The sequence below is a fragment of the Cellulosimicrobium sp. So1_17 genome, from assembly GCF_055181235.1.
The window spans coordinates 1897533-1917698 of the sequence record NZ_CM143702.1 but is presented as its reverse complement, the minus strand read 5'-3'; the positions used below and the strand labels follow the sequence as shown (position 1 = coordinate 1917698).

General features: G+C 76.2%; 19 protein-coding genes. 12 read left to right on the top strand and 7 right to left on the bottom strand.

The features are described from left to right. Positions 1 to 60: 60 nt before the first annotated feature. Genes ACZCLJ_RS08525 through ccsB form a run of 3 tightly spaced genes read left to right on the top strand, consistent with a single transcriptional unit; the run spans position 61 to position 3832 of the window. On the top strand, positions 61 to 840 hold the full coding sequence (locus tag ACZCLJ_RS08525) for a cytochrome c biogenesis CcdA family protein (RefSeq protein WP_463106382.1): 780 nt from the start codon (positions 61 to 63) through the stop codon (positions 838 to 840). Further along, a complete protein-coding gene (resB, locus tag ACZCLJ_RS08520) occupies positions 840 to 2756 on the top strand; it encodes a cytochrome c biogenesis protein ResB (RefSeq protein WP_463106120.1) in 1917 nt (638 codons plus the stop codon). The genes ACZCLJ_RS08525 and resB overlap by 1 nt, the downstream gene beginning before the upstream one ends. Beyond that, entirely contained in the window at positions 2753 to 3832 is a 1080-nt protein-coding gene (gene ccsB / locus ACZCLJ_RS08515; protein ID WP_463106119.1) for a c-type cytochrome biogenesis protein CcsB, read from the top strand. Before resB ends, ccsB begins: the two co-directional genes overlap by 4 nt. Positions 3833 to 3923: 91 nt before the next feature. On the opposite strand, the gene ACZCLJ_RS08510 is transcribed toward ccsB, so the two are convergent. Next, entirely contained in the window at positions 3924 to 4484 is a 561-nt protein-coding gene (locus ACZCLJ_RS08510; protein ID WP_463106118.1) for a PLD nuclease N-terminal domain-containing protein, read from the bottom strand. A gap of 31 nt (positions 4485 to 4515) precedes the next feature. Between ACZCLJ_RS08510 and ACZCLJ_RS08505 the strand changes: the two genes are divergently transcribed. Next, entirely contained in the window at positions 4516 to 4815 is a 300-nt protein-coding gene (locus ACZCLJ_RS08505; RefSeq protein ID WP_251153455.1) for a DUF4229 domain-containing protein, read from the top strand. Between the two features lie 30 nt (positions 4816 to 4845). Here the strand turns inward: ACZCLJ_RS08505 and ACZCLJ_RS08500 are convergent, their stop codons facing one another. Both ACZCLJ_RS08500 and ACZCLJ_RS08495 read right to left on the bottom strand, forming a co-directional pair. Further along, positions 4846 to 5715 (bottom strand): 1,4-dihydroxy-2-naphthoate polyprenyltransferase, encoded by an 870-nt coding sequence (locus ACZCLJ_RS08500; protein ID WP_463106117.1) that lies wholly within the window; start codon positions 5713 to 5715, stop codon positions 4846 to 4848. A 29-nt stretch (positions 5716 to 5744) separates the two neighbouring features. Beyond that, on the bottom strand, positions 5745 to 6905 hold the full coding sequence (locus ACZCLJ_RS08495; RefSeq protein ID WP_463106116.1) for an AMP-binding protein: 1161 nt from the start codon (positions 6903 to 6905) through the stop codon (positions 5745 to 5747). Between the two features lie 188 nt (positions 6906 to 7093). Here ACZCLJ_RS08495 and ACZCLJ_RS08490 point away from each other — a divergent pair, with 188 nt between their 5' ends. Together ACZCLJ_RS08490 and ACZCLJ_RS08485 are read left to right on the top strand one after the other, a co-directional pair. Next, a complete protein-coding gene (locus ACZCLJ_RS08490; protein ID WP_463106115.1) occupies positions 7094 to 8125 on the top strand; it encodes a DUF3048 domain-containing protein in 1032 nt (343 codons plus the stop codon). Positions 8126 to 8236: 111 nt separating this feature from the next. Then, positions 8237 to 8476: a hypothetical protein gene (locus ACZCLJ_RS08485; protein ID WP_463106114.1), complete on the top strand. Its 240-nt coding sequence runs from the start codon at positions 8237 to 8239 to the stop codon at positions 8474 to 8476. A 44-nt stretch (positions 8477 to 8520) separates the two neighbouring features. Here the strand turns inward: ACZCLJ_RS08485 and ACZCLJ_RS08480 are convergent, their stop codons facing one another. Together ACZCLJ_RS08480 and ACZCLJ_RS08475 are read right to left on the bottom strand one after the other, a co-directional pair. Beyond that, positions 8521 to 9504, bottom strand: coding sequence for a 1,4-dihydroxy-2-naphthoyl-CoA synthase (locus tag ACZCLJ_RS08480; protein WP_463106381.1), 984 nt, complete (start codon positions 9502 to 9504; stop codon positions 8521 to 8523). A gap of 92 nt (positions 9505 to 9596) precedes the next feature. Next, on the bottom strand, positions 9597 to 10619 hold the full coding sequence (locus ACZCLJ_RS08475) for a DMT family transporter (protein WP_463106113.1): 1023 nt from the start codon (positions 10617 to 10619) through the stop codon (positions 9597 to 9599). Between the two features lie 66 nt (positions 10620 to 10685). Between ACZCLJ_RS08475 and pdxR the strand changes: the two genes are divergently transcribed. The 6 genes from pdxR (at position 10686) to ACZCLJ_RS08445 (ending at position 17942) form a co-directional block, all read left to right on the top strand. Then, positions 10686 to 12098, top strand: coding sequence for a MocR-like pyridoxine biosynthesis transcription factor PdxR (pdxR, locus tag ACZCLJ_RS08470; RefSeq protein WP_463106112.1), 1413 nt, complete (start codon positions 10686 to 10688; stop codon positions 12096 to 12098). Positions 12099 to 12170: 72 nt separating this feature from the next. After that, positions 12171 to 12500, top strand: coding sequence for a DMT family transporter (locus tag ACZCLJ_RS08465; protein WP_251153462.1), 330 nt, complete (start codon positions 12171 to 12173; stop codon positions 12498 to 12500). Continuing rightward, positions 12500 to 13138: a TetR/AcrR family transcriptional regulator gene (locus ACZCLJ_RS08460; RefSeq protein WP_463106111.1), complete on the top strand. Its 639-nt coding sequence runs from the start codon at positions 12500 to 12502 to the stop codon at positions 13136 to 13138. Before ACZCLJ_RS08465 ends, ACZCLJ_RS08460 begins: the two co-directional genes overlap by 1 nt. Before the next feature lie 99 nt (positions 13139 to 13237). Beyond that, on the top strand, positions 13238 to 14248 hold the full coding sequence (locus ACZCLJ_RS08455) for an o-succinylbenzoate synthase (protein WP_463106110.1): 1011 nt from the start codon (positions 13238 to 13240) through the stop codon (positions 14246 to 14248). Continuing rightward, positions 14245 to 16143 carry a 2-succinyl-5-enolpyruvyl-6-hydroxy-3-cyclohexene-1-carboxylic-acid synthase gene (gene menD, locus ACZCLJ_RS08450; RefSeq protein ID WP_463106109.1) on the top strand — a complete coding sequence of 633 codons (1899 nt, stop codon included), beginning with the start codon at positions 14245 to 14247 and terminating at the stop codon, positions 16141 to 16143. Before ACZCLJ_RS08455 ends, menD begins: the two co-directional genes overlap by 4 nt. 179 nt (positions 16144 to 16322) lie before the next feature. Next, complete coding sequence (locus ACZCLJ_RS08445) at positions 16323 to 17942, top strand: S1C family serine protease (RefSeq protein ID WP_463106108.1); 1620 nt, start codon at positions 16323 to 16325, stop codon at positions 17940 to 17942. 136 nt (positions 17943 to 18078) lie between these two features. On the opposite strand, the gene ACZCLJ_RS08440 is transcribed toward ACZCLJ_RS08445, so the two are convergent. Further along, entirely contained in the window at positions 18079 to 18654 is a 576-nt protein-coding gene (locus tag ACZCLJ_RS08440; RefSeq protein ID WP_463106107.1) for an N-acetyltransferase family protein, read from the bottom strand. 126 nt (positions 18655 to 18780) lie between these two features. Further along, a complete protein-coding gene (locus ACZCLJ_RS08435; RefSeq protein ID WP_251153468.1) occupies positions 18781 to 20133 on the bottom strand; it encodes an isochorismate synthase in 1353 nt (450 codons plus the stop codon). Positions 20134 to 20166 lie beyond the last annotated feature (33 nt).

Here is a 20166-nt window from a genome sequence, read left to right as displayed (position 1 = left end):
GGCACGGCGCTCGCCGCCGACGTCGGCGACACGTTCGCGACCACCGTCTTCAGCGGGTCGATGCTCCTCGCGATCCCCGTCGCGATCCTTGCCGGGCTGGTCTCGTTCGCCTCCCCGTGCGTGCTCCCGCTCGTCCCCGGCTACGTCGGCTACGTCAGCGGCATGGCCGCCGCGAACGCCGGGTCCGGGCGCACGGCCCGGACGTCGCGCGCCGGCGGCGGCACGACGACGGCCCGCCCGCAGGTCGCCGTCGCCGCACCCAGCCGTGGCCGCGTCCTGGCCGGCGTCGGCCTGTTCGTCGCCGGGTTCACGCTCGTGTTCGTCGCGCTGATGTTCGCGGCGGGAGCGGTCGGCGTGCACCTCGTCCGCTGGGAGGACGTCATCACGCGCGTGCTCGGCGTCGTCGTGATCCTCATGGGCTTCGCGTTCCTGGGCGCCGTGCCCTTCCTGCAGCGCGAGCGCCGCCTGCACCTCAGCCCGCAGGCAGGGCTGTGGGGTGCGCCGCTCCTCGGCATCGTGTTCGGCCTGGGCTGGACGCCGTGCCTCGGCCCGACGCTCGTCGCCGTCCAGGCGCTGTCGCTCAGCGAGGCGTCGGCGGGCCGCGGCGCGGTCCTCGGGGTCGCGTACTGCGTCGGGCTCGGCGTGCCGTTCCTGCTCATCGCGCTCGGCCTGCAAAGCTCGCAGCGGATGCTGGGCTTCCTGCGCCGCCACCGCCTCGCGGTCATGCGCGTCGGCGGTGCGCTCCTCGTGCTCATCGGCCTCGCGCTCGTCACGGGCCTGTGGGGCACGCTGACCGGGGCGCTGCAGGGCTGGATCGGCGGATTCGTGACGGTGGTGTGATGAGCGACGAGAAGACCGAGCCGAGGTCGGCACCGAGGTACCGCCCGGAGGGCATCGACGACGCGTTCGCCGAGGGTGGCCCGGAGGCAGCCTCGACGCGGCCCGCCGACGGGCAGGACGCAGCGGGGACGGACGGGTCAGCAGGGTCGGCAGGCCCGAGCGTGCCGAGGCTCGGGCTCGTCGGGACGCTGCGCTGGACGTGGCGCCAGCTCACGAGCATGCGCGTCGCGCTCATGCTCCTCATGCTGCTCGCGGTCGCGGCGGTGCCCGGGTCGGTGCTGCCGCAGCGCCCGCAGGACCCCGCCGCGGTGCTGCGCTACCTCCAGGACAACCCGACGACGGGGGAGTGGCTCGACCGCCTCGGGTTCTTCGACGTCTACGCGTCCGTCTGGTTCTCCGCGATCTACATCCTGCTGTTCGTCTCGCTCGTGGGCTGCATCCTCCCGCGCACGAAGGCGCACCTGCAGGCGCTGCGCAGCCGCCCGCCGCGCACGCCGCGCCGGTTCGACCGGTTCCCCGCGCAGGGGGACGTCACGACCGACGCGTCGCCCGACGAGGTCGTGGCCGCGGCGCAGACGCACCTGCGCGGCCGCGTGCGGTGGCTGCCGACGTTCCGCGTCGAGACGGGCACGGAGGAGGCGGCCCCCGCCGTCGGGAAGCGGGCGGCGCGGCCGGCCGCGCGGACCGTGGCCGCGGAGCGCGGCTACGTGCGCGAGACGGGCAACCTCGTCTTCCACCTGTCGCTCCTCGGGCTGCTCGTCGCCGTCGCCCTCGGCCAGCTCCTGCACTACCGGGGGCAGGCGATCGTCACGGAGGACCGCGGCTTCGCGAACGCGGTCGTGGACTACGACACGTTCGAGAACGGCGCGTGGTTCCGGCCGTCGTCGCTCGTGCCGTTCTCGATGACGCTCGACCGGTTCGAGGCCGAGTTCGCCGCGGACGCCGTCGCGTTCGCGCAGTCGCGCGACTTCACGGCGTTCGTGACGGTGCGCGACCCGGACGGCGCGAGCCACGAGGAGACCATCAAGGTCAACCACCCGCTCACCGCGGGCGGGGCGAAGATCTACCTCCAGGGCAACGGGTACGCGCCCGAGGTGACCGTGCGCGACGCCGACGGCGAGGTCGCGTTCGCCGGCCGCGTGCCCTTCCTGCCCGAGGACACGATGTACACGTCGCGCGGCGTGATCAAGGTGCCGGACGTCTCGCCCGGGCTCGACCAGGTCGGGCTCGTCGGCTCGTTCCTGCCGACGGCGGAGCTCAGCGCGGACGGCACGACGGCGAGCTCGGTCTACCCGCAGCCGATCAACCCGCTCCTCGTGCTCGAGGTGTACCGCGGCGACCTGGGCCTCGACGAGGGTCTGCCGCAGAACGTGTACCGCCTCGACACCGAGGACCTCGAGCCGTCCGTCGACGAGGACGGCGAGCGCGTCAAGGTGCTGGTCGCCCCGGGCGAGACGGTCGAGCTTCCCGACGGCCTGGGCACGATCACGTTCGAGTCCCTGCCGCGCTACGTCGCGCTCGACCTGCGTCACGACCCGTCGCTCACGTGGGTGCTCGTCTTCGCGCTCGGCGCTCTGGGCGGCCTCGCGGTCTCGCTGTTCACGCCGCGCCGCCGCGTGTGGGTGCGCGCGTGGCGCGAGCCGGAGCCCGAGGCGGCGGACGACGCGACCGGGACGGTCCCGGGCGTGCCCCGCGAGCGGACCGTCGTCCGGGTCGCCGGGCTCGCGCGCGGCGACGACGCCGGGCTCCAGGGCGAGGTGGACTCGCTTCTCGCCGCGCTCCCGGGCGTGGCACCATCGGGTGAGGGCGATCTCACCTCCGGTCCGGCGCGCTCGCGCGGGACCTCGTCCTCCGACGCCCGGGGGACCGGATCGACCGCGCGCGGCACGGGCCGCGCACGAAAGGCTGACCGATGACCGTGGCCGAGCTGAGCCAGGACCTCGTGTGGGCGGCGGCGACCGCGCTGACCGTCGCGCTCGTGGCGTTCGCGATCGACCTGTCGCGCCTCGCGGGTCGCCGCGACGACGAGCGCACCGACCAGCGGACCGCCGAACAGGTCCGGCACCGCGACGCCGCGACGTCGCCCCAGCGCGCCGAGGCTCTCGCCGCGACCGGTGGGGCCTCGGCCGCCTCGCCGTACGGGCCGGGCGACGACGGCGACGACGCGCCGCGCGCCGAGGCCACTGCGGGTGGCGGAGCGGTCGACGGGCCGGCGCCGGTCTCGCGCAAGGCCGCGAACATCGGCATCTCCCTGACGTGGCTCGGTACCGCGCTCCTGCTGGCGGCGATCGTCACGCGCGGCATCGCGGCTGGTCGCACGCCGTGGGCCAACATGTACGAGTTCACGCTCGTGGGCAGCTTCGTGGCGCTCGCCGTGTTCCTCGTCGTCTCGCTCAAGCGGGACGTGCGGTTCCTCGGCTCGTTCGTCACCGGGCTCGCGGTGCTCTTCCTCGTCCTCGCGCAGAACGCGTTCTTCGTCGTCGCCACGGGCGTGCAGCCGGCGCTCCAGTCGTACTGGCTCGTCATCCACGTGGGCGTCGCGATCATCGCGACGGGCATCTTCACGGTCGCGTTCGTCACGTCGGTCCTGCAGCTCCTGCGCGACTCGCGCGACGAGGGCAGCGCGATCCTCGGCCGCCGCGGCTGGCGCTGGCTCGACTCGACGCCCACACCGACGCAGCTCGAGGCGCTGAGCTTCCGCCTCAACGCCGTCGCGTTCGTCCTGTGGACCTTCACGATCATCGGCGGCGCGATCTGGGCCGAGCACGCCTGGGGCCGCTACTGGGGCTGGGACCCCAAGGAGGTCTGGAGCTTCGTCGTCTGGGTCGTCTACGCGGCCTACCTGCACGCCCGGACGACGCGCGGCTGGTCCGGCCGTCGTGCCGCCTACTTCGTGGTCGTGGGCTACGCGTGCGTCCTGTTCAACTTCACCGGCGTGAACCTGCTGTTCAGCGGCAAGCACTCGTACTCGGGCCTCAACCCGGGCGACTGACGCCCTCCCTCGCGCCGAGAGATGAGCGTCCGCCCCCGGATCTGCCGATCCAGGGGCGGACGCTCTCGTCTCGGCCGGGGTGCGCGTGGTCTCAGCGGCTGCCTGGTCCGTCGCGCTCGGGTCCGGTACCGCTCTGGCCGGTGTCCTCCTCCCGCTCCGGGTCCGCGGCGTCGTCGTGCAGGCCGTGGTCCGGGCCGCCCGATCCCGGGTCGGTGCCCGGTGCCGGTTCGGCGCCCGGTGTCGGGCCGGTGCCGTAGGCCGGGGCGTCGTCGGCTGCGGGGCGGTCCGGGCGGTCGGTCGTGCCGGAGGTCCCGGGCGCCGATGTGTCGTTGCCCTGGCGACGCTGCTGCTGCTCGAGACGCCAGAGGAACTCCGGGTCGTCGTCCGGCGCGAGCGGCACGTTGCGCCGGCGTCGCGCGGGCGGCGTCGACCCGCTCCCGGGGCGCCCGCTCCCGCCGTAGCGGGGGGCGGAGCGCTGCGACCGCTTGACGAGGATCCAGGCGATCGGCCCCACGAACGGCAGCAGGACGATGAGCACGACCCACAGCCCCTTGGGGATCCCGCCCCGGTCCTCCTCGTCGCTCGAGGCGAGGTCGACGAGCGCGTAGACCGCGAGACCGACGGCGATGAGGGGCAGCAGCACGCGAAGCATGCCTCCAGCCTACGGGCCGTACCCTGGAGGAGTGCCCGTCCTCGTCTACTCCGTCCTGCGCCTCCTGCTCTTCGCAGCGGCTCTCGGCGCGCTCTGGCTCGCCGGGATGCGCGGCTGGCTGCTCGTGCTCGTCGCGGCCGTCGTCGCGCTCATGCTGTCCTACCTGACGCTGAACCGGCCCCGCGAGGCGGCGTCGCGCTATCTCGCCGAGCGGGCCGAGCGTCGTGCGCGCACGGGGGAGCGGTTCTCGCGCGAGATCGAGGACGACGCCGCGGTGGAGGACGCCGCGGTCGACGCCGCGGACGGACCCGAGGCGCACCCGACCCGCTGACGGGTCCTTCGTCGCAGGTCGGGCCTGTCGCTACAGCGCGAGCCCGACCCCGAGCAGGATCCCGTACGCGAGCTCGAACAGGCCCGTCCCCGCGAGGACCGGCACGAGCAGCGGCCCGCGCGCGCCGGCGATCACGGGCAGCGTGAGCAGGACCGCAGGCAGGAGCAGCACGAGGGTCAGCAGCGTCCACGCCGAGGCGAACGAGCACACGACCGCGAGCAGCAGCGGCACCCAGATCATCAGCACGAACACGCGCCGCGCGCGCCAGTCCCCGAGGCGGACGGCCAGCGTGCGCTTGCCCGCGACGACGTCGGTGGGGATGTCGCGCAGGTTGTTCACCATGAGGAGCGCGCACGCGAGCAGGCCCACGGCGACCGCCCCGACGAGGGACGGCCACGTCACGACGTCCGCCTGCGTGTACGTCGTGCCGAGCGTGGCGACGAGGCCGAAGAAGACGAACACGCCGACCTCGCCGAGCCCGCGGTACCCGTAGGGGTTGCGTCCGCCGGTGTAGTACCAGGCGGCGAGGATCGCGAGGGCGCCCACCGCGAGGAGCCACCAGTGCCCCGAGACCGTGCAGAGCAGGAGGCCGAGCACGGCGGCGAGCCCGAACGCGCCGAACGCCGCGGCGCGCACCTCGCTCGCTCGCGCCGCCCCGGTCGCGGTGAGGCGCATCGGTCCGACCCGCTCGACGTCCGTCCCGCGGATCCCGTCCGAGTAGTCGTTCGCGTAGTTGACGCCGACCTGGAGGGCGAGCGCGACGCCGAGCGCGAGCAGGGCGGGCCAGAATCCGAACCCGTCGACCTGCGCCGCGGCGCCCGAGCCGACGATCACGGGGGTCGCGGCGGCGGGGAGGGTGCGCAGGCGTGCGCCCGCGACCCACTCGGCGGGACTGGCCATGGTGCTCCGATCGGTCGTGCGGCTCGTGCTCAGGCGCCGTCGTGCCCGACGGCGAGCCGCGCCACCGCGGCCCGGTCCACCTTGCCGGGGCCTCGTCGAGGCAGGTCCGTCACGACGAGGACGCGGCGCGGTGCAGCGGCCCGTCCCAGCCTATCCGCGACGCGGCGCCGGATCGCGCCGGACAGCTCGGACGATGCCTGGCCCTGCAGCGTCACGACGGCGACGACCGCCTGCCCCCACTCGGGGTCGGGAACGCCGACGACGCACACCTCGCCGACGCCCTCGACGCCCGCGACCACGTCCTCCACGGCGGCCGGGGCGACGTTGACGCCGCCCGTGACGACGACGTCGTCGGCGCGTCCGAGGACCGTCAGGCGGGGCGGGTCGTCGTCGGCGATCCGGCCGAGGTCGCTCGTGCGGAACCACCGCGACCCGTCGGGGTCGGTGCGGAACGCCGCCGCCGTCGCCGCGTCGTCGCCGAGGTAGCCCTCCGCGAGGACCCGTCCCGAGAGCTCGACGACGCCCGACCCCCGCGCGAGGCGCACGCGCACGCCCGGGAGCGGGACGCCGTCGTAGACGCAGCCGCCGCACGTCTCGGTCATGCCGTAGGTCGTCACGACGCGGGCCCCGGCGGCGCGGGCGCGGCGGAGCAGCGCGGCCGGCGTCGCGGCACCGCCGAGCAGGACGGCGTCGAGCGAGCACAGGGCGTCGAGCCCGCTCGCGCCGCCGTCGGCGCCGGACTCGGCCGCCACGACGAGGCGGTGGAGCTGCGTGGGGACCAGGGAGGCGTAGCGCCGCCCGTCGTGCGGTGCGCGACGGACGAGCGCGGCGAAACCGTCGGCCGTGAACGGCTCGCCGGCGGGCGCTGCGGTCAGCCCGTGGCCCGCGTGCGCGCGGGCGACGACCTGGACCCCCGCGACGTGCGTGGCGGGCAGGGTGAGCAGCCAGTGGCCCGGACCGCCGAGGCGCGAGTGCGTCGCCTCGCCCGAGGCGCGCAGCGCGCTCGCCGACAGCGCGACCTCCCGCGCAGAGCCCGTCGATCCCGAGGTGCGCAGCACGAGCGCCGCGTCGCCGGGGTCGGCGTCCGCGAGCACCGGGACGGGCGCGACGGGCGGGCCGTCGCCGTCGAGCGCCGCTCCCACGGCCCGGACGAGCTCGGCCAGGTCTGCGGGGACGACGGCGCGGGTCACCCGATCAGCGTAGGTCGGGACGTAGGGTGTCCGGGAACCAGCCAGGGGACGCGCGGGAGCGACGGTCACGGGCGACGGACGAGGGGGTCCGGCGAGCGACGGGAGGGGCGACGGTGAGGATGCTCGCTGGAGGACCACACGGGCGACGCGGGCCACGAGCACCGCGCGGCCGCCGCGCCGTCGGTGGCGTGCTCGCGCTCGCGACGGCCGTGACGCTCGCGGCGTGCGGGGGCGGCGAGCCCGCGGCGCCGGTCACGGAGACCGTCGAGGCGGACAGCTCGGTCGCGAAGGGCGGCCCGCCCGACCCCGTGGTGCCCGTCGTGTGGCCGCTCACGGGCGTCGCCGTCGAGGAGGTCGCGGCGCGTCCGGCCCTCGCCGTGAAGATCGAGAACGCGCCTCAGGCGCGCCCCCAGACCGGCCTCGAGTCCGCCGACGTCGTCTGGGAGGAGGTCGTCGAGGGCGGGATCACGCGGTTCGTCGCGGTCTACCACTCGCAGGCTCCCGAGCTCGTCGGACCGGTGCGCTCGGTACGTCCCATGGACCCTGCGATCGTCGCGCCGCTGCACGGCGTCCTCGCTTACACGGGCGGGCAGGAGCCCTTCGTGGACGCGGTGGGAGCGGCGGGCGTCCAGTCCGTCGTCATGGACCACGGCGACGACGGCTTCGAGACGACCCGGGCCCGCCGGGCCCCGCACAACGTCTACGGGCGGCTCGCGGACTTCTGGGAGCAGGCGGACGACGAGCGCACGTCGCCGCCGCCGGCGCAGCTCGTCCACGCGCGCGAGCCCGGTCGGGGCACGGCGACGGTCTCGGGCACCCCGGCCGCGCGGCTGGACGTCGACCTGACGTTCGCGAGCCGGGCGGTGTGGGACTGGGCGGGCGACCAGGGCGCGTACGTGCGGAGCGAGGGCGACGAGCCCGCCGTCTCGGCCGACGACGCACGCCTCGCCGCGACGAACGTCGTGCTGGTCTCCGCGACGATGGTGAACACGCCGTTCACGGATCCCGCGGGGGCGCCGGTCCCGGAGACGCAGCTCGTCGGGTCGGGGGACGCCGTCGTCGCGAGCAGCGGCAAGCACGTCGCGGCGACCTGGTCGAAGGAGGCCGTCGACGCGCCGCTCGTCCTCACCGGCGCCGACGGCGCGCCCGTCCGGCTCGAGCCCGGCACGACCTGGATCGAGCTCGTGCCGACCGGCAGCGGGAGCTGGACGATCGGCTGACCCGTCCTCCTTCGGGCGGACGACCGCTCCCCCCGCGGGAGGAGCGGGCGCCGACCAGGAGCCTCCGCCGGGCCGACGCGCCCGGGTGTCCCGGGACGGCACCGTGGAGACATGGCAACCGTCGTCTCGAACCCCGTCCCCCCGTCGTCGGCCCGCACCCCCGGTGAAGGCCCCTCCGTGCCCCCGGCGCCGCCGTCGTTCGCCCCGCGTCCGCAGCGCGACGAGCCCGGCGCCGCGCGCTCGGCCGTCCCCGTCGTCGTCTCCGTCGGCCTGCTCTTCGGGCTCGCCGTCGCCGCCGCGTTCGTCGGCCGCGGCATCATCGAGATGCTCACTGGCATGCTCGGCCAGTGACCGCGCGGCCGTGACCCCCGCGCGGGGCGTGGCCGCCCGTCGCGTCAGAAGGCGTAGCCGAACCGGCCCCAGTCCGGGTCCCGGCGCTCGAGGAACGCGTCGCGGCCCTCGACGGCCTCGTCCGTCATGTAGGCGAGGCGCGTGGCCTCGCCCGCGAACACCTGCTGGCCCATGAGCCCGTCGTCCGCGAGGTTGAACGCGAACTTCAGCATGCGGACTGCCTGCGGCGACTTCGTCGCGATCGTCCGCGCGTACTCCAGGGCGAGCGCCTCGAGGTCCGCGTGGTCGGCGACCTCGTTCACCGCGCCCCACTCGTAGGCGTCCTGCGCCGAGTACTCGCGCGCGAGGAAGAAGATCTCCCGCGCCCGCTTCTGCCCGACCTGCCGCGCGAGGTAGGCCGACCCGTACCCGCCGTCGAACGAGCCGACGTTCGCGTCGGTCTGCTTGAACCGCGCGTGCTCGCGGCTCGCGATCGACAGGTCCGCGACGACGTGGAGCGAGTGGCCGCCGCCCGCCGCCCAGCCGTTGACGACCGCGACGACGACCTTGGGCATCGTGCGGATCAGGCGCTGCACCTCGAGGATGTGCAGCCGGCCGGCGCGGGCGGGGTCGACGTGGTCCGCGGTCTCGCCCAGCTGCTCGCCGTCGCCGGCAGGGTTCTCGACGGCGGTCGTGTACTGGTAGCCGGACCGGCCGCGGATGCGCTGGTCGCCGCCCGAGCAGAACGCCCAGCCACCGTCCTTGGGCGACGGGCCGTTCCCCGTGAGCAGCACGGTCCCGACGTCGGACGTCATGCGCGCGTGGTCGAGGACGCGGTAGAGCTCGTCGACGGTGTGCGGGCGGAACGCGTTGCGCACCTTGGGGCGGTCGAACGCGACGCGCACGACGGGCAGGTCGCGCAGCACCTCGCCGGGCGCGCCGTCGGCACCGGCAGAGCCCCGCTCGACCCCGCGGTGGTAGGTGATGTCCGTCAGTCCTTCGAAGCCGGCGACCTCGCGCCAGGCGAGCGGGTCGAAGGTCTCGGACACCTGGCGGGGCGGAGGGGTCCCTCCGGCGGTCGCCGCGTCGGGGCCGACGGCGGGTGCGGTGTCGTCAGGACTGCTCGGGCTGCTCGGGCTGCTCACGAGCGCCACGGTAGCCGGTCGACCGCCGGCTCGGGTGCCGGCTGAGGTGCCGACCGAGGTGCCGGCTCGGGTGCCGGCCCGCGTGGCGCGTGACGGCGCGGGGCGAGTCCCAGCGCGAGCCCGGCGCCGACGGCGAGCACCCCCGCGACGGCGTGCCAGGTCGCGCTCTCGACGCCGAGCGCGACGGACGCTGCGAGGGCTGCGACCGGCATCAGCCCGGCGAAGAGGCCCGCGCGCGCAGCCCCCAGTCTCGCGAGCCCCGAGTACCACAGGAGGAAGGCGACGGCCGTGACGACGACGGCCAGGTAGGCGAGCGCGGCGGTCTCCGTCGCGGTCGGCACCGCGAGGAACGGCCCGGGGAGCAGCAGGCCGCCCAGCGCGAGCTGCGGGACGGCGAGCCCGCACGCCCAGGCGGAGACCCGCAGCGGGCCGAGGGTCGACAGCAGCGGCAGCGCGAGGAGCGAGAAGCAGACCTCGCACGCGAGCGCGCCGAGGGCGAGCCCGAGCCCGACGAGGTCGACCGCACCGGGACCCTCGACGAGCACGACCCCGCCGGTCACGGCGAGGGCCGCGAGCCCGGTGCGGGCATCGACACGCCGCTCGCGGAGCGCCGCTGCGACGGCGAGGACCACGGGTGTCGCCCCGACGACGGCGCCGACGAGCGACGGGTCGGCCCGGTCGGCGCCGCGCACGACGAGCACGCTGAAGGCGACGAGCCCGGTCGCGGAGAGCGCCACGAGGCGTCCCGTCTGCCGCGCGGTCGGTCGGACCCACGGGACCCGGCGCCAGGCGAGGACGCCGACGAGGACGAGGGCGCCCACCGCGTAGCGCACCGCCTGCCCGCCGAGCAGCGGGTAGTCGGCGAGGGCGGCCGACGCGACGAACGACGCGCCGACGACGAGCATGCCCGCCGCGCAGAGGATCGAGGCCCGCGCGACGGACAGGCCGTCGCCGGCGACGCCGGACGGCGGGAGGACGCGGGACGCCGGCGGGGCCGGGCGAGCGGTGGACGTGGTCACCCTGCGACGGTAAAAGGGCCTGGTCCATGCGGACAGGGCCAGTTCGATTCTGGTTCACTGGTCCAGATGACGGATCTCGCTCAGCACCGGCTGGAACCCGACGCGCTGCTCCTCCTGCTGGGGCCGCGACCCGACGGTGCCGTCGGACGGTGGATCGAGGACGGGCTGAGGACCGCGATCGTCGACGGGCGGCTGAGCGCCGGTGCCGTGCTGCCCTCGAGCCGGGACACCGCGACGGCGCTCGGCGTCGCGCGCGGGACGGTCACCACTGCGCTCGACCTGCTCGTGGGCGACGGGCTGCTCGTCAGCAGACCTCGTGCCGGGGTCGCGGTGGCGGCTCTCCGCGGCCCCTCCGCGGCGTCGGCGAGCATGGCGAGCGACCCCGTTCCCGCGCCTCGCCCTGCCCGTGCGCCGAGCGTCGGGACGCCCGACCCGGCGCTCTTCCCGCGCACGGCCTGGTCGCGCGCGGTGCGGTCCGCGACGGCAGGCCTCCCGGACTCGGACCTCGGCTACCCGGACCCGCAGGGGCTCCCCGCGCTGCGGGAGGCGCTCGCGGATCACCTCCGGCAGGCGCGGGGCGCGCAGGCCCGGGCGCGCGACGTCGTCGTGGTGAGCGGCGTGGCCCAGGGCCTCACGCTGCTCGCCGGCCTGCTCGCGGCGCGGGGCGCCGGGACGTCGGCGCCTGCGCGCGTCGCGGTCGAGGACCCCTCGTCACCCGGAGCCGTCGACCTGCTCCTCGCGGCGGGGCTCGGCGTCGACCCCGTCCCGGTCGACGACGACGGCCTCCGCACCGACCTGCTCCCCGACGCGAGCGCGGTGCTCGTCACGCCGGCGCACCAGTTCCCGCTCGGCGTCGTGCTGGCGCCGGACCGGCGGCGGGAGGTCCTCGCCTGGGCGGGGGCGGGCGACCGGTACGTGCTCGAGGACGACTACGACGCCGAGCTCCGGTACGACCGGCGCCCTGTCGCCGCCCTCCAGGCGATGGACCCCGACCGGGTCGTGCTCCTCGGCTCGGTGTCGAAGATGCTCTCGCCGGCGCTGCGCCTCGGCTGGGTCCTGGCGCCGCCGCAGCTCGTCGGGCCCCTCGTCGAGGCGAAGACGCGGGCCGACCTCGGCTGCTCGGTCCCCGAGCAGGCGGCGCTCGCGGACCTCCTGCGCGGCGGCGCCTACGGTCGCCACCTGCGCCGCGTGCGCACGATCTACCGCCGCCGTCGCGCGGTCCTGCTCGACGCGCTCGCCGCGCAGGCTCCGGGCCTCCGGGTGCGTGGCGTCGACGCGGGGCTGCACGTGGTGGTGGAGCTCGGGTCGCGCGGGGCCGAGGAGGAGGCCGTCCGCGTCCTCGCGGGGGCGGGCGTCCCGGCGCTGGCGCTGAGCGCGACGGGCGCGAGGCCCGGCGAGCGGTTCGGGGTCGTCGTCGGCACCGCCAGGGTGCGGGACGGCCAGGTGGGCGCCGTGGTGCGAGCCGTCCGAGCAAAGTAGTGGTACGTTAGTACCACTTAGCGCGCGACGGCGGGATCTGCCACCCGGTGCGCCGACCCACGGAGAGTCCTCATGGCGCTCGCATGGATCGTCCTCATCCTGTCCGGAATGCTCGAGGCCGGCTGGGCCCTGAGCCTCAAGGCGTCGGAGGGCTTCAGCAAGCTCTGGCCGAGCGTCTCGTTCGTCGTGCTGCTCGTGCTCAGCATGGTCGGGTTGAGCTACGCCCTCAAGACCCTGCCCGTGGGCGTCGCCTACGGCGTGTGGGTGGGGATCGGGGCCGCGCTGACAGCGGTCCTCGCCATCGTCCTGTTCGACGAGCCCGTCACGGTCCTCAAGGTCATCTCCCTCGTGCTGATCGTGGCCGGGGTGGTCGGGCTCAACCTGTCCGGTGGGGGCCACTGATGCCCGAGGCGTCGAGGGAGCTCGCGCCCCCCGAGGGCACGCCCACCGGACCTCGTCGACAGGCGCGCGGCACCGCGCGCCGCGACGCGATCGTCCGGGCGGCCGCCGACCTCATCCTGCGCGAGGGGCCCGCCGCCGTGACGCACCGTGCGGTCGCCGCTCGCGCCCAGGTCCCGCTGGCGGCGACGACCTACTACTTCACCGGTCTCGACGACCTCATCGGCGCGGCGGGGCGGATGATCGTCGACGGGTGGGCCGAGCACGCGCGCGACGCCGCGGCGCGGGCCATCCGGCGGGCCTCGTCCGGTTGGAGGGCGGCCACCACCGGCGCCGAGGCCCTCGTCGACTCCGTCCTGCTGCCCGGCGGCGAGGCAGAGGTGCGCGGGTTCTACGAGCACCTCGTCGGCGCGGGCAGGTACCCGGCCCTCGCGCACGCGTACGCCGAGGGGCGGCACCAGCTCGACACCGCCGTCGCCCACGTCCTCACGGTGCTCGGCGTGGAGCGGGTGAGCCCCGGGCTGCTCGTCGCCGTCGTCGACGGCGCCGCGGTGAGCGCGCTGAGCGAGGGCCGCGACGTGCGTGGCCTCGCCGTGCGGCTCGTCGCCGACCTGCTGGGCGACGACGGGCAGAACAGCTAGACCTCGTCCCGGTACGCAGTCCCGGCGACCGGGACAGGCCGACCGGGACCGGGCCCCGCTCGACGGGGGCCGTGGCGGGCGGTGGCATAGCCTGGGGGCGTGCCCGACCCCCGCTCCGCCGTCGTCTACCGCACCCGCCTGACCACGCGCTTCCGCGGCCTCGACGCACGCGACGGCGTGCTCCTGCGGGGCGACGCCGGGTGGGGCGAGTTCTCCCCGTTCTGGGACTACGACGACGCCGAGTCCGCCGCATGGCTGCGCGCCGCGCACGAGGCCGCCGACGACGGCTGGCCCGCTCCGGTGCGCGACGTCGTCCCGGTCAACGTCACGGTGCCGGCCGTCGGGCCCGAGCGCGCGCGGGAGATCGTCGCCGCGTCCGGCGGGTGCCGCACCGCCAAGGTGAAGGTCGCCCAGCGCGGGCCGGACGGTGCCCTCGAACCGCTCGCCGACGAGGTCGCGCGGCTCGAGGCCGTGCGCGACGCGCTCGGCCCCGGCGGCCGGGTGCGCGTCGACGCGAACGGCGCGTGGGACGTCGACGACGCGCTGCGCCGCCTGCCGCACCTCGACCGCGCCGCGGGCGGTCTCGAGTACGTCGAGCAGCCGTGCGCGGACGTCGCCGGTCTCGCCGCCATCCGTCGCGGACAGCCGGGGGACAGGGCGGTGCCCGTCGCCGCCGACGAGTCGGTCCGTCGCGCCGAGGACCCGCTCGCGGTGGTCCGCGCCGACGCGGCCGACGTGGTCGTGCTCAAGGTGCAGCCGCTCGGCGGCGTGCGGGCGTGCCTCGAGCTCGCCGCGCAGGTCGGGGTGCCCGTGGTGGTCTCGTCCGCGCTCGAGTCGTCGGTCGGGATCGCGGGGGGAGTGGCGCTCGCGGCCGCACTGCCCGAGCTGCCGTACGCGTGCGGTCTCGCGACGGTCCAGCTCCTCGCCGACGACGTCACCGGCTCCCCGCTCCTGCCGGTCGACGGCGTGCTGCCCGTCGCTCGCCCCGAGCCCGCGCCCGACCGGCTCGCCGCGTGCGCGCCCGACGGCGACACCGACCGTCGCTGGCGCGAGCGGCTCGACCGGGTCTCCGCGCTCGTGGGCGCCTCCGCCTCGGCGGCGCGGCGATGAGCGGCGCGGTGACGGGCGGCGCGGTGACGGACGGCGCTCCGGGCGAGACGGCCGGGGCGCAGCAGCCGCCCGCGGTGCGCGCCGCGTGCGCGCTCGTGGCCCGGCTCGTCCGCGAGGGCGTGCGCGACGTCGTGCTCGCGCCTGGCTCGCGCTCCGCGCCGCTCGCGTACGCGGTCGCGGCGGCGGCGGACGCCGGCCTCCTGACGCTCCACGTGCGCGTCGACGAGCGGTCCGCCGGGTTCCTCGCGCTGGGCGTCGCGCGCGGGAGCGCGCCGGTCGAGGCCGCGGGCGGGGTCGCGGTGCCACGGCCGGTCGCCGTCGTCACGACGTCCGGAACGGCGGTGGCGAACCTCCACCCCGCGGTGCTCGAGGCGCACCACGCGGGCGTGCCCCTCGTGCTGCTCACCGCCGACCGACCGCACGAGCTGCGCGGCACGGGCGCCAACCAGACCACCGACCAGGTGGGGATCTTCGGGTCGGCGGTGCGCCTCGTCGTCGACCAGCCCGCGCCCGACGGGCGGGACGGCGAGGTGCGCGACCTCCTCGCCGTGGCGACGCGTGCCCTCGCCGCGGCGACCGGCGCACGCACCGGCGCTCCCGGTCCCGTGCACCTCGACCTCGCGTACCGCGAGCCGCTCGTCCCCGTCAGCGCCCTCGGCGCGGCGGACGTCGACCCCGCGACGGCCGGTGTCCGCCGGACAGTGGTCGTCCCGGCGCTGGTTTCCGTTCCGCGGCAGGGGTGGCCCACCGGGAGGACCGTGGTCGTCGCGGGCGACGGCGCCGGCGCGGTCGCCCGCGACCTCGCCGAGGCGCGTGGCTGGCCGCTGCTCGCGGAGCCGTCGTCGGGTGCCGTCGGAGGACCGAACGCCGTGCCGGCGGCGTCGCTCGTGCTCGGCGTGGCCGAGCTCGCGGACGACGTCGAGGAGGTCGTCGTGCTCGGCCGCCCCACCCTCACGCGTCCGGTCCAGCGTCTGCTCGGCCGCGAGGACGTGTCCGTCGCGGTCGTCGCGTCTGCAGGTGCACCGTGGCCCGACGCCGCACGCAACGCGTGGTCGGTGCTCCCTGCCGTCCCGCCGGAGTGGCTCGTGCCGGCGCCCGAGGTACCGGCGGCCGCCGACGCCGAGGCGGCCGACCGGCGCTGGCCGGCCCGGTGGCGCGCCGCGGCCCGGGCGGCCGCGCGCGTCGTCGACGCCGCGACCGCCGGAGACCGCCCGACCGGCCCGGCCGTCGCGCGCGCCGTCGCGGAGGCGTGCGGAGCCGACGACGTGCTGGTCGTCGGGTCGTCCAACCCGGTGCGCGACCTGGACGTCGTGCTCGGCGTCGCGCTCGCCGAGGACGCCGCTGACGACCGCGCCGACGATGCGGTGTCCCGCACCGGACGCGGCGCGCCGCGCGTCGTCGCGAACCGCGGCCTCGCGGGGATCGACGGCACCGTCTCGACCGCGCTCGGCGTCGCGCTCGCCGAGGCCCGGCGCGGACGGCGGACGCGGGCGCTGGTCGGAGACCTGACGTTCCTGCACGACGTGGGCGGGCTCCTGCGCGGACCGCACGAGCCGCACGTCGACCTGCAGCTCGTGGTCGTCAACGACGACGGCGGGTCGATCTTCGCGGGGCTCGAGCCCGGCGCGCTGGGGGAGTCGTCGACGGCCGCCGGTGCGACGTTCGAGCGCGTCTTCTCGACGCCGCACGGCGCGAACCTCGCGCACCTGTGCTCCGGGTACGGCGTGGACCACCAGCTCGTGCCCGACGTCGCGTCGCTGCGGCACGCGCTCGCCGCGCCGAGCCACGGGGTGCAGGTGCTCGAGATCCAGGTTCCGCGGACCGACCGGCGGGCGGACGCCGCAGCGCTCGCCGCGGCGGTACGGACCGCCGTCGTGGAGGCGCTCGCGGGCTGACGCGTGCGTGCGCCCCCTCGGTGCGTGCGCCCCCTCGGTGCGGGCACCGTGTCGGTGGCGTCGGCCGTCGGGTCGTCCGGGAAGGCGCTGCGCAGGATTCGCAGCCGATTCCCAGGAACGCTCAAGGGTCGTTCAAGGCCAGGGGTGTGAAGTAGTGGGCAGAACCGAGGAGGCCCACCATGTCGAACGACACCCCCACCGCGCCGATGCAGCCCGTCGAGCACCCACAGACGCAGCCGACCGCTCCGCTCGCGGTGCCGCAGCACGTCCAGCAGGTCCAGTTCGCCCAGCCGGCCGCGCCGCAGCAGCCGGCCGCCCCGCAGCAGGCGGCCACGAACCCGTACGCCCGTCCGGCGCAGGCTGCCGCGGGAACGCCGGCCGGACCCGCCACCGGCGCCGCGTCGGGCGGGTACGGCGCCGTGCCGCCGCCTCCGGCACCGCCCGTGCAGGGCGAGCCCACCGGTCCGCGCTCCGAGCGCCGTCGCACCTGGGTCCCCGTCGTGAGCGCCGCTGCCGCAGCCGCGGTCGTCGCGAGCCTCGGCACCGCCGGGCTCGTCCTCGCGGTCGACGACGACACCTCGCCGAGCAGCTCGCTCGCGCAGGTCGGGCAGCAGCAGGACGAGTCGACGACGGCCCCCGTCTCGAGCTCGTCCTCGCAGAACCCCGACTGGGAGGCCGTGACGCAGGCCGTCGCGCCGTCGGTCGTGGCGATCCAGGTCCAGACGCAGTCCGGCGGCGGTGAGGGCTCGGGCGTCATCATCGACGACCAGGGCCACGTCGTGACGAACAACCACGTGGTCGCGGGCGCCGTCGACGACACCGTCCAGGTGACCCTCAGCGACGGCCGCCTGTTCGAGGCGACGATCGTCGGGCTCGACCCGGCGACGGACCTCGCCGTCGTGCAGATCAAGGACGCCCCGGACGACCTGCAGCCCGCGACGCTCGGCGACTCGGACGACGTGAGCGTCGGCGAGTCGGTCCTCGCGGTGGGCAACCCGCTGGGTCTCGCGAACACCGCGACGACCGGCATCGTGTCCGCCGTGGACCGGCCCGTCTCCGCCTCGGGCTCCGAGGGCGGCACGTCGGTGGTGACCAACGCCATCCAGATCGACGCCGCGATCAACCCCGGCAACTCGGGCGGGCCGCTGTTCGACGCGCAGGGCAGGGTCATCGGCATCACGTCCTCGATCGCGTCGCTGTCGAGCGGCGGGAGCCAGTCCGGCTCGATCGGTCTGGGCTTCGCGATCCCCGTGAACCTCGCGAAGACGATCGGCGGTCAGCTCGTCGAGAACGGCACCGCGGAGCACGCGTTCCTCGGGGTCTCCCTCTCGGACGCGACCGCGACGGCCGACGGCGTGACGCGCCGCGGCGCGCAGGTCGCCGAGGTCACCGAGGGGTCGCCCGCCGCCGAGGCCGGCATCGAGAGCGGTGACGTGATCGTCGCGATCGACGGTGACCCCGTCGGCGGTGCGGAGTCGCTCACCGCGTTCGTCCGCGAGCGTGCGGCCGGCGCGAACGCGGCGCTCACCGTCGTCCGCGACGGCGAGACCCTCGAGGTCGACGTGACCCTCGCGACGCGCCCCGCCGACCAGGAGACCACCGGCGAGGGCTCGGAGGGCTCGGACGGTTCCGGCCAGGGCCAGCTTCCGGAGGGCCAGCTGCCCGAGGGCCAGGACGGCCAGGGACAGGTGCCCGAGGGCCAGGGCGACCAGCAGGGCGAGCAGGGTCAGGGCACCGACCCCAGCGACCCGGGCAACGTCCCGAACCCGTTCGACTGGTTCTTCGGCGGACAGGGCTGACCCACCGCCGCTGTCTTCCGCTGCGCCGTCCTCCCATCCGGCGCGACGGGACCGGCGGAGCGCTGCGGACGTCCCCCCGCGCGCACCGCCCGGCCGGCACGGACCTGGTCCGTGCCGGCCTTCGGCGTCCCCGGGGTCAGGTCGGTCCAGCGGTGACGTCAGGGCCGTCCCAGCCCGCGTCGTCGGACGACGAGCCACCGAGCGTCGCCGTGTCGGTCGCGAGCCCACGGGACGGGAGGGGCTTGGTGAAGAACCCCGCGGTCCGCGTGTAGCCGTGGGCCGTCGAGAACTCCTCGCAGACGGCCGTCGCGATCGCCGCTCGGGCGGCGCCGGCCTCGACCGCCCAGTCCTCCGCGGACGACAGCAGGGCGCGGCCCACGCCGCGACGCCGGTGCGCGGGGGCGACGGCCACCTCCTCGACGCGGCACACGTCCCCGTCGGCGGCGAAGCTCAGGTGCCGGTTCGCCAGGACGTAGCCGACGACGCCCTCGCCCGGCAGCTCGGCCACCGCGAACCAGGTGTCGAGCGCACCGAGCAGCGGGCCGAACGACCGGTCGAACGCCCGTCGCTCGGGTGCGTCGGGCCGGAGCTCCGCGACGAGGGGCCAGACGGCGTCGCGGTCGGTGACCGTCGCACGCCGGACGAGGACGCCGGCGCGGCCACGATCGGGACCCGTGACGGACGAGCCGGGAGGAAGGGAGGATTCGGACACCTGCGCGAACCTAGCAGCGGCCCGAACTCCCTGGACAGAGGCGTCCGGTGCGCGGTCGGGTGCTCGCGGTGGTGACGTTCCCCACACCCGCCGGCTCGACGGCGACGGCCGGCGCCCACCACCGGCTCAGGAGCCGAGCGCGTACCGCAGGGGCTCGAGCTTTGCCTCGGACTCCGCGAGCTCGGCCGCCGGGTCCGACGCGGCGACGATGCCGCAGCCCGCGAAGAGCCGCACGTCGCGCGGGTCCGATGCGGAGAGCTCGGCCGAGCGCAGCGCGATGCCCCACTCGCCGTCGCCGTCCGCACCGAGCCAGCCCACGGGACCGGCGTAGCGGGAGCGGTCCATGCCCTCGATCTCGCGGATGAGGTCGCGCGCGGCCTCGGTCGGGGTGCCGCACACAGCGGCCGACGGGTGCAGCGCCGCCGCGAGCGCGAGGCTCGTCGGCGCCGCAGCCGGGCGCGACGCGCCGCCGCGCGCGAGGACGCCCGTGACGTCGGACGCGAGGTGCATGACGTTCGGCAGATGGAGCACGAACGGCGTGTCGGGGACGTTCATCGACGAGCAGAACGGCGCGAGCGCCTGCGCGACGGAGGTCACGGCGTACTCGTGCTCCTCGAGGTCCTTGGACGACCGCGCGAGCTGTGCCGCGCGCAGGAGCGCCTCGTCGTCGGACAGCCCGGCCCGCCGGATCGTGCCCGCGAGCACGCGCGACGTGACGAGGCCCTTCTCGCTGCGCACGAGCAGCTCGGGCGTCGCGCCGACCATGCCGTCGACCGAGAAGGTCCAGCACGCCTCGTACGCCGTGGCGAGGCGTGCGAGCAGCCAGCGCGGGTCGACCGGCGCGCTCGTGCGGGCCACGACGTCGCGCGCGAGCACGACCTTCTCGAGCGCCCCGGCGCGGATGCGCTCGACACCCTCCGCGACGACGGCGGCCCAGTCGTCCGCGCGCAGGGCGCCGTCGTGCCACGTGACCTCACCGGGCGGCGTGACGGGCGTGCGCGGCGTACGGGCCAGCGCGGCGGCGGGGGAGGAGGACAGCGAGCCCGCGGTGTCGACCGTCGTGAGCCACGTCGTCCCGTCGCGGCGACCGACGACGACGCGCGGGACCACGAGCACCCCGCCTGCCCGCAGCGGCTCGTGCGCGTCGTCGCCGGGCGCGGAGTCGTCGAACGCGAACGTGCCGAACGCCACCGGCCCGGTGCCCGGCAGGCCGACCTCGTCGCGCACGACGGCGCGCGCGAGGGTCTCGTGCCACGCCGCCTCGGCGTCGGCGAACCGGCCCGGTCCCCACGTCTCGAGGCGCAGCGCCTCGCCCCAGCCCACGATCCCGTCGCCGCGGCGCACCCAGCTGAGGGGCCGCGCGTCGGGCAGGAGGTCGACGAGCGCGGCGGGACCACCGGGGAGGTCGTCGATCCGGCTGGTCCGGACGACGAGCGGGTGGGGCTGGACGGCCGGGGCCGCCGACGGTTCTGCAGTCATCGCCACCCAGGGTAAGCGCGCCCGCCTGGTGCG